This window comes from Pseudomonas sp. FDAARGOS_380 (assembly GCF_002591235.1).
Taxonomy (GTDB): domain Bacteria; phylum Pseudomonadota; class Gammaproteobacteria; order Pseudomonadales; family Pseudomonadaceae; genus Aquipseudomonas; species Aquipseudomonas salmasensis.
The window spans coordinates 5,058,733-5,074,541 of the sequence record NZ_CP023969.1 but is presented as its reverse complement, the minus strand read 5'-3'; the positions used below and the strand labels follow the sequence as shown (position 1 = coordinate 5,074,541).

Sequence of the window (15,809 nt, the reverse complement as noted above, 5' to 3'; positions counted from 1 at the left end):
TTCATGTCCCAGAAAAGCCAATGCCTCGACAAGTCGGGGCATTGGCTTTTTTATGAGCGAGTGCTCGGTTTGTATCGTTTTGTATCTGCGCTTTGGGTAGATACACAGCGATTCCTTTAAGTCGGTTGATGACACATACGGGATACCTGCGGGGCTTTAAATGAACCCATCGAGAAGGCGCAAACCTTCTCCAATGGATGACTCATTTAACTCGCGGCTTTCCCTGCGCGTTTCGCGACGTTGTCGACCAATGACTTATAGGAAATTCAAAATGCCTGCAGCTACGTTCGGTTTCACCTGGCGCCATTGTCTGGCTTCTTCCGTAAGAATGGGCGTTTTGGGGTTGGCCCTGATAGGCGGCAGCGGTGGTGCCTGGGCTGCTGGCCCGGCCGCCGATGCGTCAGTTGCCAGCTCGGCCTCGACCCATCCCGAATCGATTAGACCTTATCGAATTCACGTCGATGAAGCTCAATTGACCGATCTGAAAAAGCGCATTGCGGCGACCCGCTGGCCGGACAAAGAAACCGTCAATGACGTGTCCCAAGGCGTGCAGTTGGCCCAGGTCCAGGCGCTGGTGAAGTATTGGGGCAGCGGCTATGACTGGCGCAAGGCCGAAGCGAAGCTCAATGCGCTGCCTGAATTCATCACGACAATTGACGGCGTCGATATTCAATTCATCCATGTTCGCTCGCCAAACCCCAACGCGATGCCGCTGCTTCTGACACACGGATGGCCTGGCTCACAGTTTGAGTTCCTGAAGACGATCGGCCCGCTGACGGATCCCGTTGCTTACGGCGGTAAGGTTGAAGATTCGTTCGACGTGATCATTCCATCGATTCCGGGACACGGCTTTTCCGGTAAGCCAACTGAATTGGGTTGGGGGCCGGATCGAGTCGCGAAGGCTTGGGATGTGCTCATCAAGCGTCTGGGTTATACCCACTATGTTTCCCAGGGCGGAGATCACGGTTCGGTCATATCGGATGCATTGGGCCGCCTGAATCCGCCGGGGCTGTTGGGCATTCACTTGAACATGCCGGCCACCATCCCGCCCGAATTGGTCAAGCCGATCAATAGTGGTGATCCGGCCCCTGACGAGCTCACTGAGCCTGAACGCAAGGCGTTTGATTCCTTGAGCACCTTCTTCGGCCGCAATGCAGCATACGGCGCGATGATGGTGACGCGCCCGCAGACTATCGGTTACCTGCTGGCCGATTCGCCTACCGGAACTGCGGCGTGGATGTACGAAAAAATCGCAGCGTGGACGGACAGTGATGGCCAGCCTGAACGGGTATTGACCCGTGACGAGATGCTGGACGATATCAGCCTGTACTGGCTGACGAACGCAGGCGCATCGTCATCGCGTTTCTACTGGGAAAACAACAACAACAATTTCAGCGCTGCCGCGCAGAACACCGCAAGCATCAAGGTGCCGGTGGCGATCACGGTCTTCCCGCACGAGATCTATCAGGCGCCAAAAAGCTGGGCGCAGCGCGCTTACCCATCACTTTCCTACTACAGCCAGGTTAACAAGGGCGGCCACTTCGCCTCCTGGGAGCAACCTCAATTGTTCAGCGAAGAATTGCGGGAGGCCTTCCGGCCGCTGCGCGCCAAGCTGAGCGTAACCAAGACAGCCCAGTAGCTCACACGCAGTCCAGTCAACACACCGGGCCGCTATTCGGCGGCTCGCTACGGAGAAACACCATGGAGATGACCTTGCTGAACAATCAAAATAAATCCAGCCGCCTGCGGGGTCTTGCCCCATCGCTGTTGGCAGCAGCGGTGCTGCAATTCGCAGCGGTGGCTGTCGGTTTTTCCCAAGCCAGCGCGGCTGATGTACCCGCGTCCACCATTGGGGCTATCACCCCGGGAGCTCACACCTCTTTCGGTGCTCTTAAGCATGTGAAAGCGGGGCTGCTGGACGTTTCTTACGCGGAACTCGGCCCAGCCGATGGCCCTGTGGTCATTTTGTTGCACGGCTGGCCCTACGATATCAACGCATACGCTGATGTTGCTCCTGCTTTGGCGGACAAGGGATATCGAGTGTTGATCCCTTCTGCGCGTGGTTATGGCGATACGCATTTTCTCTCGGCCAAGACAGTTCGCAATGGTCAACCTGCTGCGCTGGCGACCGACCTGATCGACTTCATGGACGCGCTGAAAATCAAGACGGCGGTGCTGGGTGGGTTTGACTGGGGCGCCCGCACTGCAGATATCGTTGCCGCACTGTGGCCGGAAAGAGTGAAAGCCCTGGTCGCTGTGAGCGGTTACCTGATAGGCAGCCAAGAGGCGGGCAAGGCGCCATTGCCGCCAGCCGCCGAACTGCAGTGGTGGTACCAGTTCTACTTCGCGACCGAGCGCGGGCGCCTGGGCTACGAGAAAAACACCCATGACTTCGCCAAGCTCATCTGGAAGCTGGCGTCGCCACAGTGGAATTTCGACGACGCCACTTATGAGCGCAGCGCGGCGTCCTTGCAAAACCCTGATCATGTGGCCGTGTCGATTTTCAACTATCGCTGGCGCCTGGGGTTGGTCAAGGGCGAGGCCAGATACGACGCGCTGGAGAAGAAACTCGCGGCATTTCCATCCATCAGCGTGCCCACCATCACCCTGGAAGGTGATGCCAACGGCGCACCGCACCCACCTGCCGAAGCGTACGCCAAGCGCTTCACTGGCAAGTATGAGTACCGATTGATCACCGGTGGTGTAGGTCACAACTTGCCGCAGGAAGCGCCGAAAGCCTTCGCCCAGGCGGTGATCGACGCCGACCATCTTTGAAAACCGGCTGAGAGGATGGCGATGATGAAGCTGAAATTTCTGGCCGCGATGTCGGCTGCCATTGCAATCGCAGCGTTGGCCGCTACCGGTGTCGCCTCGGGCGACGCCAATACTGGCAACGCCTCACCGATCTATGGCGTGAAATTGCCGGAAAACTACCGTCTATGGCCGCTGATTGCGCCTGCGCAGGAAGCGGCCCCCCTGAACGAACTGCGAGCCGTGCTGGGCAATGACTTGGCCATCAAGGCTTATCAGGATTCAACGCTGCCATTCCCCGACGGCACGGTGCTGGTAAAGCTGGCCTGGAAACATGTGCAGTCCCCGGAATTCGAGCCGGCGTCCATCCCGGGGCCGGCCACGACCGTGCAGGTGATGGTCAAAGACTCGAAAAAATATGCAGCAACCGGTGGTTGGGGATTCGGGCGGTTTATCAACGGTAAACCGGCCGATGAAGCCCAACACGCAACCTGCTTCGCCTGTCACCAGGCGCGAGTGCGTAATCACGACTTTGTCTTCACGCGCTTCGCTCCCTGATTCCCTTCAAACCTGGAGTTAACAATGAAAAAAGTATTAACCGCACTGGCCGTCACCGTCAGCCTGAGCATGGCGACACACGCCTGGTCGCAAACTGAAAAACCCACGATTGTGCTCGTACATGGCGCCTTTGCCGATGCGTCGAGTTGGAATGGCGTGGTGAAGATTCTCGAGAAGGACGGTTACCCGGTGGTTGCCGCTGCCAACCCATTGCGCGGTGTAAAAAGCGATGGTTCGGCAATCTCGGCATTGCTGACGAGCATTCATTCGCCGGTGGTGTTGGTCGGCCATTCCTATGGCGGCAACGTTATCAGTGATGCGGCCAACGATCATGCAAACGTCAAAGCCCTGGTTTACGTCAGTGCGTTTGCACCTGAGGCCGGGGAAACCGTCGCCGGGCTGGCCGGCAAATTCCCGGGCAGCACGCTGGGCCCAACGCTGGCTGCGCCTGTACCGCTGGCCGATGGGGGCAAGGACTTGTACATCCAGCAGGACAAGTTTCACAACCAGTTCGCCGCTGACGTCCCCGCGAAAGAGGCGGCATTGATGGCCGCCACCCAACGCCCGGTAACGGAAGCGGCGCTCAATGAAGCGTCCGGCAGCCCTGCCTGGAAGCATATTCCGTCCTGGTACATCTACGGCGACAAGGACAAGAACATTCCCCCGCAAGCCATGGCATTCATGGCCAAGCGCGCCGCTGCCAAAGCCGTGGAAGTGGTCAAGGGCGCTTCCCATGTCGTGATGGTTTCGAACCCGGAACCGGTTGCCCGCCTCATCGAAAAAGCCGCCACGGCGAAATGACACGCCAAGGGCGAAGCGGCGTTTTCAGCGCTCTACGCCGGCTCGGTGTTGATCAACAGAATTTCGCCAGAGCTGCTGGCGCCGTTCGGCGGGGTAAAACAGTCCGGTGTCGGCGGGAGAGGGTGGTCGCGCAACCCAGGCTGCAGGAATAAAAGCTAATGGCCCACAGCGCGCTGCCTGTGGGCCATTGATTTTCAAAGGTTACGCGGCTGGGGCTTTCGCCTCCTGCAGCAGTTGCTGAATCATCTTTTCCTGAGTCTCGTAGCGACCTTCTCCAAAGTGGGTGAAACGCACTTGCCCTTTAGCGTCGATCAGGTAGTGCGCGGGCCAGTACTGGTTATCGAAGTTGCGCCAGATCGCGTAGTTGTTATCGATGGCTACCGGGTAAGTGATGCCGAGCTTTTTCACCTCATCCCTGACATTGCTGATGATGCGTTCAAAACCGTATTCCGGGGTGTGGACGCCGATTACCACCAAGCCATCCTTCTCGTACTTCTGCGCCCAGTCCTTCACGTACGGCAGGGTGTGCTGGCAATTGATGCAGTCGTAGGTCCAGAAATCGACGAGCACCACTTTGCCTCTGAGCGACTCACTGGTCAGTGCGGGCGAATTGAGCCATTCCACCGCGCCGGACAGCGACGGCATCGGGCCTTGGGCGTTGTCGAGGGTGGGTTCGGCCTTGGCCTTGCTTACCAGGTACTCGACGACTTTGGGGACGCTTTGCAGCACGCCTTTTTCCAGCACGCTGACGCCTTCGGACGACGCCCCGGCCAACAGCGTCTTGTCGGCACCGGTAGAAATCATCAGCGCTGCGGCCAGGACCGCAAAACCGGTGCCGCGCCGCAGCCAACCAGTGACCGGAATCGAGGCCTTCAGGCGATTGACTAAACCATGTCCGGCGAAAATCAGCGTACCCAACGACAGTGCACTGCCCAGGCCGTAGGCCACCAGCAGCAGGCTGGTTTGCGCATTGGCGCCTTGCAGCATGGCGCCGGTAAGGATCACCCCGAGGATAGGCCCGGCGCACGGCGCCCAGAGCAGGCCGGTGGCGACGCCGATCATCAGCGAACCCAACGGCCCGGACATTTTGCGCGTTTGGGGGTCGAGGCGATTGCCCAATAACACGAACGGGCTGGCCAGCCAGCCACTGATTCGCGCCGAGATCAGCGACAAGGCAAACAGCGCCATCACCACCAGTGCCACATGACGCCCGGCGTTGTTGGCCTGAATCACCCATTCACTGCTGACCACGGCCAGGCTGGAAATCAGCGCGAAGGTCAGGACCATGCCGCCAAGGGTGAGCAGGATCGAGGAGCGTGTGCGGTCGATACCGGCGAACAGAAATGGCACGACCGGCAGGATACAAGGGCTGAGGACGGTCAATAAGCCGCCCAGGAATGCGATGAGGAACATAAGGGTCTCCTGATGAAATGTGGGCGGGGCTCAGTTATCGCTATGGCACTCGGCAAATTTGCGGTAGTTCAGGATCTCGGTCTTGCCCTGCGAATTCAGGTAGGTCAGTTGGGCATCGACAATGCCGCAGGCAGCCCCGGCATCCTGTGTCAATGCCACCACTTTCTGGATGTCCAGGTGCGTGCCGTAGGTGTAGGCCTGCGGCGTGACGTCGGCTTCGGCGCGGGCCGAGAAGGTGCAGATATTCAGGACGGCAAACAGGCAAGTGGCATAGAGGGTATTGGTGTTCATGGTCGTTTCCTCAAGGCTTCAATGGTTGGGTCGTTCAGTTGAGCCGAGGCGCTTGGGTTGGCCTCGATGTGGCTCATTAGAAGCGCGCGAGGTATCTCGTCTGTGTCAAAAACAGGCGCGGATAAATCGGTTCGTATCAGGACTCCGTCCCGATACACAGCCATACAAAACCCCGGAAATTGTTGTTTTTGCCTCTGCATGTATCCTTCGCCACAGCAGATACACTGCAATACAAACCGCCGCGGGCGAACGGGCTCAGCCTCTATAGACTGAGCCGCAATTCCCATTGACAGAGGCTTGGCCCATGGAACACGTTGATCACATCCTCATCGTGGACGATGACCGTGAGATTCGAGAGATGGTAGGCAACTACCTGAAGAAGAACGGCCTGCGCACCACCGTGGTTGCGGATGGCCGCCAGATGCGCTCGTTTCTCGAGGCCACGCCGGTAGACCTGATCGTGCTGGACATCATGATGCCCGGCGACGATGGCCTGGTGCTCTGCCGCGACATTCGCGCCGGCAAACACAAGGCCACGCCGGTGCTGATGCTGACCGCCCGCAACGACGAAACCGATCGCATCATCGGCTTGGAAATGGGCGCCGACGATTACCTGGTCAAGCCGTTCGCCGCCCGTGAATTGCTGGCGCGCATCAACGCTGTGCTGCGCCGTACGCGCATGCTGCCGCCCAACCTGGTCGTTACCGAAACCGGGAGGTTGCTGGGGTTCGGGCGCTGGCGCCTGGACACCTCCGCCCGCCATCTGCTTGATGAAGACGGCACCATGGTCGCCCTCAGCGGCGCTGAATATCGCCTGCTGCGGGTGTTCCTCGACCATCCGCAACGGGTACTCAATCGCGACCAGTTGCTCAACCTGACCCAGGGCCGTGACGCCGACCTGTTCGACCGTTCCATTGATCTGCTGGTCAGCCGCCTGCGCCAACGCCTGCTTGACGATGCCCGCGAGCCGGCTTACATCAAAACCGTACGCAGCGAGGGGTATGTCTTCTCGCTGCCGGTGCAAGTGCTTGGAGCACCGGCATGAAGCCTTCGCTGCATTGGCCTCGTACCCTCATCTCCCGGCTGTCGCTGATCTTTCTGGTAGGGCTGACCCTGGCGCAGGCCTTGTCTTTCGGCGTGCAGTATTACGAGCGTTACGAAACCGCGAAAAACACCATGCTCGGTAACCTGCAAACCGATGTGTCGACGTCCATTGCCATCCTTGACCGCTTGCCCGCCGAGGAGCGCATGAGCTGGTTGAAACGGCTGGATCGACGCAATTACCGCTATTTGCTCGACGAAGGCTCGCCAGGCGTCGCTCTGCGTGACACGCCGATTGCAGTGACCTCGATCAAGGAGGCCATCGGCAAGGATTACCCGATGACCGTGACAGACATTCCCGGGCCTATCAAACATTTCCAGGTCCATCTGAAACTGGCCGACGGCAGCCCGGTGACCATCGACGTGCGCCCCTCGATGGTGCCGTTGTCGCCGTGGCTGCCGGTGGTTTTGCTGGGCCAGTTGGCCTTGATGATTCTATGCGCGTGGCTGGCCGTGCGCATTGCCATACGCCCGCTGACTCGCCTGGCCCAGGCCGTGGAAAACCTCGATCCCAATACTCACCCGGTGCATCTGGATGAACAAGGCCCGACCGAAGTCGCACACGCGGCCATCGCCTTCAATGCCATGCAGGCGCGCATTGCGGCCTATCTGAAAGAACGCATGCAACTGTTGGCGGCGATTTCCCACGACCTGCAAACCCCAATCACGCGCATGAAGCTGCGTGCCGAATTGATGGACGACTGCGGCGACAAAGACAAATTGTGGAATGACCTCGGCGAGATGGAACACCTGGTGCGTGAAGGCGTTGCCTATGCCCGCAGCGTGCATGGCGCCACCGAGGAAAGCCGCCGTACCGATCTTGATTCATTCCTCGACAGCCTCGTGTTCGACTACCAGGACATGGGCAAGGACGTGCAGCTGAGCGGCAAAAGCAACGCAGTGATTCACACGCGGCCCCACGCGCTGCGCCGAGTGCTGGTAAACCTCACGGATAACGCGCTCAAATTTGCCGGTGCAGCGCAGCTGCGGGTCGAGCCGAAGGAGGGCGACAGCCTCTCGGTGACCGTGATGGATCGTGGCCCCGGCATCGCCGAAGAGGAGCTGGCCCGGGTGATTGAGCCATTTTACCGCGTGGAAAATTCGCGCAACCGCAGCAGCGGCGGCACAGGCCTGGGCCTGGCTATCGCCCAGCAACTGGCACAAGCCCTCGGCGGCACCCTGACCTTGAGAAATCGCGAAGGCGGCGGACTGTGTGCTGAACTTAGATTACCGACGCGCTTATCGTAGGAGGAGCGAATCACGCAGGAGTGGGTCAGTGCAGCAGCGGTCGCGCCGCTGCGCTGAGCTTTTGCCGGTCCTCTTCGAGTACAAGCGTCGTGTTTGCGTGCTTGAGCAGCCGTTCTGCGTGCCGGGTACAGACGCCCCTGAACATCGCCGGGTTTATCTGTGCCAGGCTTACAAGGGCCTTCATCATGCGCAGGTCGACTTCCACTAGACCCGCGCCATCTCTGGCAATCGGTGCGAAGAAGTCATCGAACAGGTCATCTACTGTCAAGCCGCGCAGGTAAACGTGCTGGCAATCAGCGTCGGTTTTCGCGGTGGGTTCTTTGGGTGTACCCCAGCATGTCAAGCTTCTGACGCCGCGCCCAATCACGTCAATGGCGGTGCCGGGGTCATTGACGGCCGGCGATAAGGCGCGGGAGGCGATCTCTGACAACACTGACAAGCCGAACCGGGGGTCGTGTTCGAACGTTCGACGCACTCCCATAGCCAGGGTTGCGATGATTTTTTCGTTGCTCGACGCCAGTTCCTCACCGCGTGCGTTGCTCAAGCTGACGGTTCTTGCGAGCGGCATGCCTACATGCACGAAGCTTCCCGGCAGAACATCCATAAATATCTGTATCTCATCGGCTTTGGCGATCGCGCCTAACGCCTGAACGTCAATGTGCTGGACGTACCCCGTGTGCTGGCTTGTGATGATCAGCGCCGAACTGGGGATGACTGACTCGCAAGGGTAGGGGGATGCCCCCAAATGCGGCCATTGGACTCGATGGTTAATGGCATCAATGGCTGCCTGCTCGACACGGTCAATGGTTTCTCCCACCCGCCCAAGCTTGGACAAATGATCGATCCAGCGCAGCAGCGTGTAGACAATCAAAATGACCACCGCGATGGTTACCGCAAATAGCAAAACCCTCCCTTGTGTACCGTAGGCGCCGGTACTCAAAGCAATGATCCCAACCAGGCTGAACAGAAATGAGCCGATAAAGGTGGCCAGGGCATTTTGTGTCGTGGTGTCTTCCATCACCAGGGTTGTGGCACGGGGCGTCACGCCGCTGCTCGCCGCACCGTAGGCGCTGACCATGGTGCTTAAAGAAAAGGTCGTCACCGCGAGCATGCTTGAGGCAATGATGCCCAATATCTTATCGACGGCGTCGGCACCGATGCGCGCGGGCAACGACTCGGGAATGTAGTCCTTGAAGACAACGGCGAGTAACGCGGTCGCAATACCCAGCAAGGAAAACAGACTCGCCCTGAACCACAGCCGTTTGGTCAATTGGTGTAGCACCCAGCGCCAGCGTGCGAGCATTTTTTATACCTTCTGCAAATAACACGACGGAACCCACCGCAAGGATTCAGGGAAACGAAGGCGGTGAGTAGATTATCCTTAATGGAGTCTTTGGTCTGGCCGAGGGTTCATCCAGCGTCTTTGGTTACCGCACACGGAATGACTTGCTTGAACATATCTGACATAGCACATGATTTAACATAATATACATTATGCGTACCTCCATATACGGAGCTGGGGGGCTCTGGAGGCTGCTTTTCACCAAGTGATCAGCGTTAAGGTGTTGCTACTAGCAACACCCGTTCAGGACGATGACTCCTGGGCTTGGCCATCTGCCTCGATACGAATCTTGGCGCGTGCAACAACGGCCATCGCTTCGGCAATGAAAGCCGCGTCACCGGTGTCGTGTACATCAGCCAAAAATACAGATATGGCCTCTGAATCAACCAGCGCGTCTGCTGGGTCATAATCATGAATGGGCTCTGTCATCTGATCACCTGGAGAAAATAATGAACCCGAAACCCAAGGCTAATGGGACTGGCGATTTAATCATACCGCTGACTGACGATCTCCTGTCGGTCGTCAAGTTGGCCAACGGCGACAAACTCGACCTGGAAGTGAAACCTAACGGCACGATAATCCTGACGCCAGTTCGCGCGTAAGATCTATTCAGCCATCCACGCGCTTGATGGTTGAAGCCCATAAACGACGTAACTTGTTGCCGATTACACGTGATTTTACAGGGTGCTAATTTCTCATCCTTGAGAGATAGCGTTCACATTTGGAAGATAACGAGCAAGGAGTTGAGCTACCCTCCTCTTTTTTAATAACCAGTGCGCATAACTATACTAAATGACTATTTAGTATAGTTATATGCGGGCTGCTTATCGCCTCTACTGGAACCCGGGCCTGGTTCTTCTTAGGCTCCTACATCTTAAACCGATCAACCGACTGCGACAGCTGCCCTGCCAGGCTGGATAGCTCATCGGTGGTCGACGCTGTGCCCGCAATCACCCGACTGTTACTTTCCGACATCCCCGCAATCCTCTCCACCTGATGGGCTATCTCATTACTGGCCAGGCTCTGCTCGCTAATAGTGCGGGAAATATCATTGACCAATTCAGTGGTACTCAGCGTAGCCTGGAGGATCTCGCGAATGGCGCGTTCCACTTCGGCAGTCACTGCCATGCCCTTGTCCACTTGAGCAACGCCCTCCTCCATGCTGATCACCGCTGCTCGGGTGTTCTGCTGGATACTCCCCACCATGCTGGCGATTTCCTGGGTGGAGGCGCTGGTGCGTCCGGCCAGGCTGCGCACTTCGTCGGCCACGACCGCAAAGCCGCGGCCTTGTTCACCGGCGCGGGCGGCTTCGATGGCGGCGTTCAGGGCCAGCAGGTTGGTCTGGTCGGCAATCCCCTTGATCACCTGGATGATGCTGTAGATCGCTTCGGACTCCTTGTCCAGCGTGCGAATCACTTGGGCTGACTGTTGGGCTGAACGGGCGATGCCGTCCATGTCGCTGACCACCTGGTGAATGACGCGGCCGCCGTCCTTGGCCAGGGTTTCAGCCTGGCTGGCCATGTCCAGGGCACGCTGGGCGTGACGGGTGATTTCTTCAATGCTGGCGGTCATTTCGCTTGCGGCGGCGGCCATGGTGCTGGCGGCGACGCTTTGTTGCTGGCTGCTGCCTGCCACTTCATGGCAGCCCTGGCTGAGGCGTTCGCTCATGCCATTCACGCCATGGGCATTGCTGCGAACCACTTCGATCATGCCGCGCAAATCCCGCTGCATCGTCGCCAGGCTGCGAATCAGCGCACTGGCTTCGTCCTGGTTCTTGGGTTCGACAATCGGCTCGCTCAGGTTGCCATGAGCAATGCTCTGGGCAATACGGCTGGCGGTGCGCAACGGCCCCATGATGCTCAGGGTCACCCAACGTCCTTGTGCCAGCAGCAATAGCAGGCTGGCGCCCAATACGATGGCCAAGGTCAAGTTGGCGTTACTGATGGTTTGCCGGGTACCGGTGCTGGTGAGTTGGGTATTGTTTTCGATCAGTTCGCTCAACGCCGCCATTTGTTCTTCCAACTGGCTGAACGCGGCATTGAAGGTCTGCAGTTCCCCACGAGCGGCCTCTGGATTGTCCAGGGCCAGTGCGACGATGCGCTCGCCGGCACTGATGTAGGTGTCCAGGCTGGGTTTGATTTTTTCCAGGCTGGCCTTGATCGAGGCGTCCAGCGGCAGCTTGAGGTTTTCCGCCAGCACCTCGCGGAAGTGCTCGGCATGCTCCTTGATCGAGCTGTTGACCTCGGCCGGCGTACTGGTGCTTTTGCCCAGCCCGACCAACATGGCAGACAGCACATCCGCACGCAGGGCGTCGTGCATCATGTCGGCTTCCATGTGGTTGCGCAGTACCGTCATGCTGACGTCGTTGTCCTGCACGGCATCGGCCATCCGGGTATTACCCAGGTAACCGGCCAGGCTCATGATCAAGGCGGTGAGCAACCCCGTCGCAATCAACAGCACCAAGCGTAATTTGATCGTCATAGTGGTACCCCGTGCCAGGCCTGCCGGTTGGGAACCCAACCGTTTGAGTGTCGCTGCTAGCTGTATCGGCAGCTGTTGCTTGTTAGTGAAGCCTAAGTTTGCGGATCTGCGCGGTTCCCTTAAGCTGAGCGTCCGTTGCTCTACCTGGATCTGCCAAATGCCTCAACGTATCGCCCGTCTGGCCTTGTTGCTGGGCTTGATCACCGCCGTCGGCCCCTTTGCCATCGACATCTATCTGCCTGCATTGCCCACCCTGGGCGCTAGCCTCCAGGCCTCGCCGGCGGCGGTGCAGATGAGTTTGACGGTGTTCTTCATGATTATCGGTGTGTGCCAGTTGTTCTACGGCCCCCTCAGCGATGTGTTCGGGCGTAAACCACCGATTTACGCGGGTCTGGTGATCTTTGCCATTGGCAGCGTCGGCTGTGCGCTGGCCCCGACTATCGAAGTGTTGATCGGCTTTCGTGCGGTGCAGGCGTTCGGTGCCTGTGCGGGGATGGTGATCCCCCGGGCGATCGTCCGCGACCTGTACACCGGCCATGAAGCGGCGCGTCTTATGGCTTTGTTGATGCTGGTGATGAGTGTTTCACCGATCCTCGCGCCACTGGCTGGCAGCCTGGTGATTTCGATCTGGAGCTGGCGCGAAGTGTTTGCCGTGTTGGCGGTGGTGGCCGTGCTGTGTCTTCTGATGACCGCCGTACAACTGCCAGAAACCCACCCGGCCGAGCGCCGCCTGGGCAAGACCCTGGGCCAGGCGTTCGGCAGTTATGGCGCCCTGCTCCGCGACCCGGTTTTCACGGGCTTGTCGGTGGTGTGCGGGTTTGGCCTGGCTACCTTCTTTGTGTTCATCGGTAGCGCGCCTTTCGTGTACATCGAGTTTTTTGGCCTGACACCAACCCAGTTCAGCCTGTGCTTTGCCCTCAACGCAGCTTCGTTTTTCGCCATGAGCCAACTGACCGCACGCCTCAGCGCCCGCTTTGGCCTGGCGCCGTTGATTCGCTGGTCGGTGGTGGGCGTGGCGGCGGTCATGAGCTTGCTGGCGGCGACTACGCTGTGGGGCGACAGCCTGGCCCTGATGATGGGGCTGTTGTTTATTGGTTTTGGCTTTCTTGGCCTGCTATTGCCGGCGGCCGGGGTGTTGTCGTTAGAGGATCACGGTGCAGTGGCCGGTTCTGCGTCTGCACTGCTGGGCGCGATCCAGATGGTCACGGCGGCTGTGGCGATGACCTTGGTGGGCGTGTTTGCCGATCATACCCCGGCGCCAATGTTGATCGGTATCGCGCTATGTGCGCTCGCCGCGATGCTGACCACCTGGTGGACGCTGCGGCGCTTACCGGCTCATTTGGCTTCAAGCGCCCCGCCCTCCTCCTGAGTATGGTTGTAGCAGCCAACGGTAACCACGATGCGAAGCGAGTCGCTCTTGATCTTGCCGTTGCTCTGCTTTTGATCTTGATCTCAGGCGCCCCGTTAAACCACGCTGGCCGAACGCAGGCTTGAATTCGTGGGTAACCCGGCAGGACGCCGGGTTAGCCGTCCTGGGCCAAGGATGGCCCATGACGGCGGCCCACGGATTCAAGCCGGAGTGAGGGCACACCGAGCCCAGGCGAGGTGCCGAGTGGTGGGGCAAGAGCGTTTTGCTTACTTTTGCGCTTTTCAAAAGTGAGCCGCCGTCAGGGCGGAACCCTAAGTAGCCGTTACCGCAGCAATGGATATATACCCAATCCAACTGTGTCGCCTGCCAGGCCGCCTTCGCGAGCAAGCCCGCTCCCACAGTTGGATCGCGGGGTGTCAGATAGGCGTCGGCTGGCAGGCCGTCATCGCAGGCAAGCCAGCTCCCACATGTCCCCGCCGCCTACAAATCAAACCGATCCACCGCCCGCCGCCGCTCATTGTCGTCACGCACGTCATAGCTGGCAGTGGTCTGGATATTGGTGTGGTGCGCCAGTTTCTGCGCAATCGACAAATCATGCTCCTCGATCACCCGCGTGATAAACGAACGACGGAAATCATGGGGCATGATCTTGACCCCCACCTGATCACCACGCTGGCGCGCGATGTAGTAAATCGCATGCTTGGTAATGCGTTCCCGGGTGATATGACTGCCACGCCGAATGCGGTTGAACAGGAAGCTATCGTCCTGCTCACCTTCCTTGAGCTGCTCGCGACGAAACGCCAGCCAGGCCTGAAGTTTGTCAAACGCCCAGTCCGGCGCGTACTTGACGAGTTCTTTGTTGCCCTTGCCGATCACGCGCAAGCTGCGCTCGTCAAAGTTGATCTGCGCCAAGTCCAGGTTGACCGACTCCGACTTGCGCATGCCCGAGCCATATAACAGGCCGATCACTGCGGCATCCCGCAGGCCCTGGGGCCGAGGGTCGGCGGCGCAGACGTCGAGCATCTCGCGGATCAAGGTGCGGCGCAGGTTGCGGCCCTGACCCAGGCGCGTACCGGGTGTGGCCTTGACCGAGCGCATCTTCAACAGGTGGTCCTGGCTGATCAAGCTCATGCGCCACGCTTCATTCATCACCCCGCGCACCGCATTCACATACAGCGACGAGGTGTTCGGCGCAAAGCCGTCCTCGCGCAAGGCAGCCACCAGTGCGATAACGTGTTCGGGCTGCAGCAGGTGCCAGTCAATCTCTTCGAGGTTGAGGTCTTCGAAACCCAGGCGGTCGGCGGCATCCTGCAACACGTAGCGCATGGTCAGTTGGCTGGAAGGCGCCAGGCGGGTGAGATAAAGGGTCAGCGGGTTGCAAATGGACTCGGTCAAGGTAGATCAGCCTTTGGATTAAATACATCGACCAACTATTTGATTAATCGATGTATTTAGTGGATTGGCGAAGGCCGAGTCTAACCCAGGAGCGGCCCTGGCACAAAATCACGGGGCTGTATCGTCGTCCTCGCTGGCTGCCTGGGGCTGGGCCTGGGACTGGCTCCAGTCGGCGTCCTGTTGCTGCATCAGCGCGAACCACTGCTGGCGCATAAAGGCGAGGTAACTGTCCGGCGCCTTGGCAAAGTCCTTCTCGTCGCCGTAGCAACCCGGCAGTGGCAGTTCGGTGCCCTGCTCCTTGTACTGGCTGACCAACGCTTGCTGCGCCACGACGCTGCAGTCAGTGGGCAGTGGCATGCCACGCAAGGCGCCCGCGTCCTCGTCCCACCAACTGGCGCCCACGCGGTCGAGGCCACGCAGACGATACTTCTCGGACTTGCCGACATGCATGATCAGCTTGAATTCGTTGGGGCTGACGTCACTGGTGCAAGCGCGTGAATAGCCGACGGTAGCCTGGGTATTGCCGTCGCCCAGCAGGTCGGTGACCTTGGTGGCGGCTCGGTCAAAGCGCAGCCCGGCGTCGAATTCGCAGTGCTGCACATCGTCGTACAGCATCCACACGCGCTTGGGGCGCTCGCCACTCAGCACGTACTGCGCCGCGTAGACAAAGGCCGATTGGGTACCATCGTCATCGCGCTCACCGACTTGCTCGGCAAGTACCAGCAGGTTTTTGCCCTGGCGGTCATCCCAGGTATACGCGGCGACTTGCTTGCCGCGCACTTCCACCCCTTCCGGCACCTGCGCCAGAGGCGTCAGCGCAACGCCCTGCTCGGCCCGCACGCTGGTGACACAGGCCACCGTCATCAACAATCCCATCAGCACGGGCCGCAATGGGCCGCGCAAAAGCTGCACGCTATTCATCCGAGTACCCTGGCAAGAGAGGGCTTACTTTACCGGCACTTGAGCGCCAATGCAGAGAAGATTGTTGAAGGGCGCGCATTGGCCTGATCGCCTCGCTCAAATTGAACCAAGCGCCCTGCACGAAGCTCCGATATCGCC

14 protein-coding genes and 2 pseudogenes are annotated in these 15,809 nt (G+C 59.1%); 8 read left to right on the top strand and 8 right to left on the bottom strand.

The features are described from left to right. Positions 1-271: 271 nt before the first annotated feature. The 4 genes from CRN80_RS23880 (at position 272) to CRN80_RS23865 (ending at position 4,110) form a co-directional block, all read left to right on the top strand. A complete protein-coding gene (locus tag CRN80_RS23880) occupies positions 272-1,639 on the top strand; it encodes an epoxide hydrolase family protein (protein ID WP_098951500.1) in 1,368 nt (455 codons plus the stop codon). A 62-nt stretch (positions 1,640-1,701) separates the two neighbouring features. After that, positions 1,702-2,775: an alpha/beta fold hydrolase gene (locus tag CRN80_RS23875; protein ID WP_032897340.1), complete on the top strand. Its 1,074-nt coding sequence runs from the start codon at positions 1,702-1,704 to the stop codon at positions 2,773-2,775. A 24-nt stretch (positions 2,776-2,799) separates the two neighbouring features. Beyond that, entirely contained in the window at positions 2,800-3,309 is a 510-nt protein-coding gene (locus CRN80_RS23870) for a cytochrome P460 family protein (RefSeq protein WP_098951498.1), read from the top strand. Between the two features lie 24 nt (positions 3,310-3,333). Next, positions 3,334-4,110 carry an alpha/beta fold hydrolase gene (locus CRN80_RS23865; RefSeq protein WP_098951497.1) on the top strand — a complete coding sequence of 259 codons (777 nt, stop codon included), beginning with the start codon at positions 3,334-3,336 and terminating at the stop codon, positions 4,108-4,110. A gap of 201 nt (positions 4,111-4,311) precedes the next feature. Here CRN80_RS23865 and CRN80_RS23860 read toward each other — a convergent pair whose 3' ends face one another. Both CRN80_RS23860 and CRN80_RS23855 read right to left on the bottom strand, forming a co-directional pair. Beyond that, on the bottom strand, positions 4,312-5,523 hold the full coding sequence (locus CRN80_RS23860) for a cytochrome c biogenesis protein DipZ (protein ID WP_098951495.1): 1,212 nt from the start codon (positions 5,521-5,523) through the stop codon (positions 4,312-4,314). Between the two features lie 30 nt (positions 5,524-5,553). Beyond that, complete coding sequence (locus tag CRN80_RS23855; RefSeq protein WP_098951493.1) at positions 5,554-5,814, bottom strand: DUF2790 domain-containing protein; 261 nt, start codon at positions 5,812-5,814, stop codon at positions 5,554-5,556. Positions 5,815-6,118: 304 nt separating this feature from the next. Between CRN80_RS23855 and CRN80_RS23845 the strand changes: the two genes are divergently transcribed. Together CRN80_RS23845 and CRN80_RS23840 are read left to right on the top strand one after the other, a co-directional pair. Further along, positions 6,119-6,859, top strand: a complete 741-nt coding sequence (locus CRN80_RS23845) for a response regulator (protein ID WP_032897330.1) — start codon at positions 6,119-6,121, stop codon at positions 6,857-6,859. Continuing rightward, the gene (locus CRN80_RS23840; RefSeq protein WP_098951490.1) at positions 6,856-8,163 is read left to right on the top strand and encodes an ATP-binding protein; all 1,308 of its coding nucleotides are present in this window, start codon (positions 6,856-6,858) and stop codon (positions 8,161-8,163) included. The genes CRN80_RS23845 and CRN80_RS23840 overlap by 4 nt, the downstream gene beginning before the upstream one ends. 25 nt (positions 8,164-8,188) lie before the next feature. Here CRN80_RS23840 and CRN80_RS23835 read toward each other — a convergent pair whose 3' ends face one another. Both CRN80_RS23835 and CRN80_RS23830 read right to left on the bottom strand, forming a co-directional pair. Continuing rightward, complete coding sequence (locus tag CRN80_RS23835; protein WP_098951488.1) at positions 8,189-9,466, bottom strand: DUF2254 domain-containing protein; 1,278 nt, start codon at positions 9,464-9,466, stop codon at positions 8,189-8,191. A gap of 282 nt (positions 9,467-9,748) precedes the next feature. Next, on the bottom strand, positions 9,749-9,934 hold the full coding sequence (locus CRN80_RS23830; protein ID WP_032897323.1) for a hypothetical protein: 186 nt from the start codon (positions 9,932-9,934) through the stop codon (positions 9,749-9,751). A gap of 20 nt (positions 9,935-9,954) precedes the next feature. Between CRN80_RS23830 and CRN80_RS31290 the strand changes: the two genes are divergently transcribed. After that, a complete protein-coding gene (locus CRN80_RS31290; RefSeq protein ID WP_169918349.1) occupies positions 9,955-10,107 on the top strand; it encodes a hypothetical protein in 153 nt (50 codons plus the stop codon). A 265-nt stretch (positions 10,108-10,372) separates the two neighbouring features. Here the strand turns inward: CRN80_RS31290 and CRN80_RS32180 are convergent. Both CRN80_RS32180 and CRN80_RS32175 read right to left on the bottom strand, forming a co-directional pair. Continuing rightward, a pseudogene (locus CRN80_RS32180) lies at positions 10,373-10,969 on the bottom strand (methyl-accepting chemotaxis protein); the annotation flags it as partial. A gap of 309 nt (positions 10,970-11,278) precedes the next feature. Further along, positions 11,279-11,926 (bottom strand): annotated as a pseudogene (locus tag CRN80_RS32175) (methyl-accepting chemotaxis protein); the annotation flags it as partial. Positions 11,927-12,143: 217 nt separating this feature from the next. Here CRN80_RS32175 and CRN80_RS23820 point away from each other — a divergent pair. Beyond that, on the top strand, positions 12,144-13,355 hold the full coding sequence (locus CRN80_RS23820) for a multidrug effflux MFS transporter (RefSeq protein WP_098951487.1): 1,212 nt from the start codon (positions 12,144-12,146) through the stop codon (positions 13,353-13,355). 480 nt (positions 13,356-13,835) lie between these two features. On the opposite strand, the gene xerC is transcribed toward CRN80_RS23820, so the two are convergent. Both xerC and CRN80_RS23805 read right to left on the bottom strand, forming a co-directional pair. Then, positions 13,836-14,750: a tyrosine recombinase XerC gene (xerC, locus tag CRN80_RS23810; protein WP_098951485.1), complete on the bottom strand. Its 915-nt coding sequence runs from the start codon at positions 14,748-14,750 to the stop codon at positions 13,836-13,838. Between the two features lie 108 nt (positions 14,751-14,858). Further along, the gene (locus CRN80_RS23805; protein ID WP_098951484.1) at positions 14,859-15,671 is read right to left on the bottom strand and encodes a M949_RS01915 family surface polysaccharide biosynthesis protein; all 813 of its coding nucleotides are present in this window, start codon (positions 15,669-15,671) and stop codon (positions 14,859-14,861) included. Between the last annotated feature and the right edge of the window lie 138 nt (positions 15,672-15,809).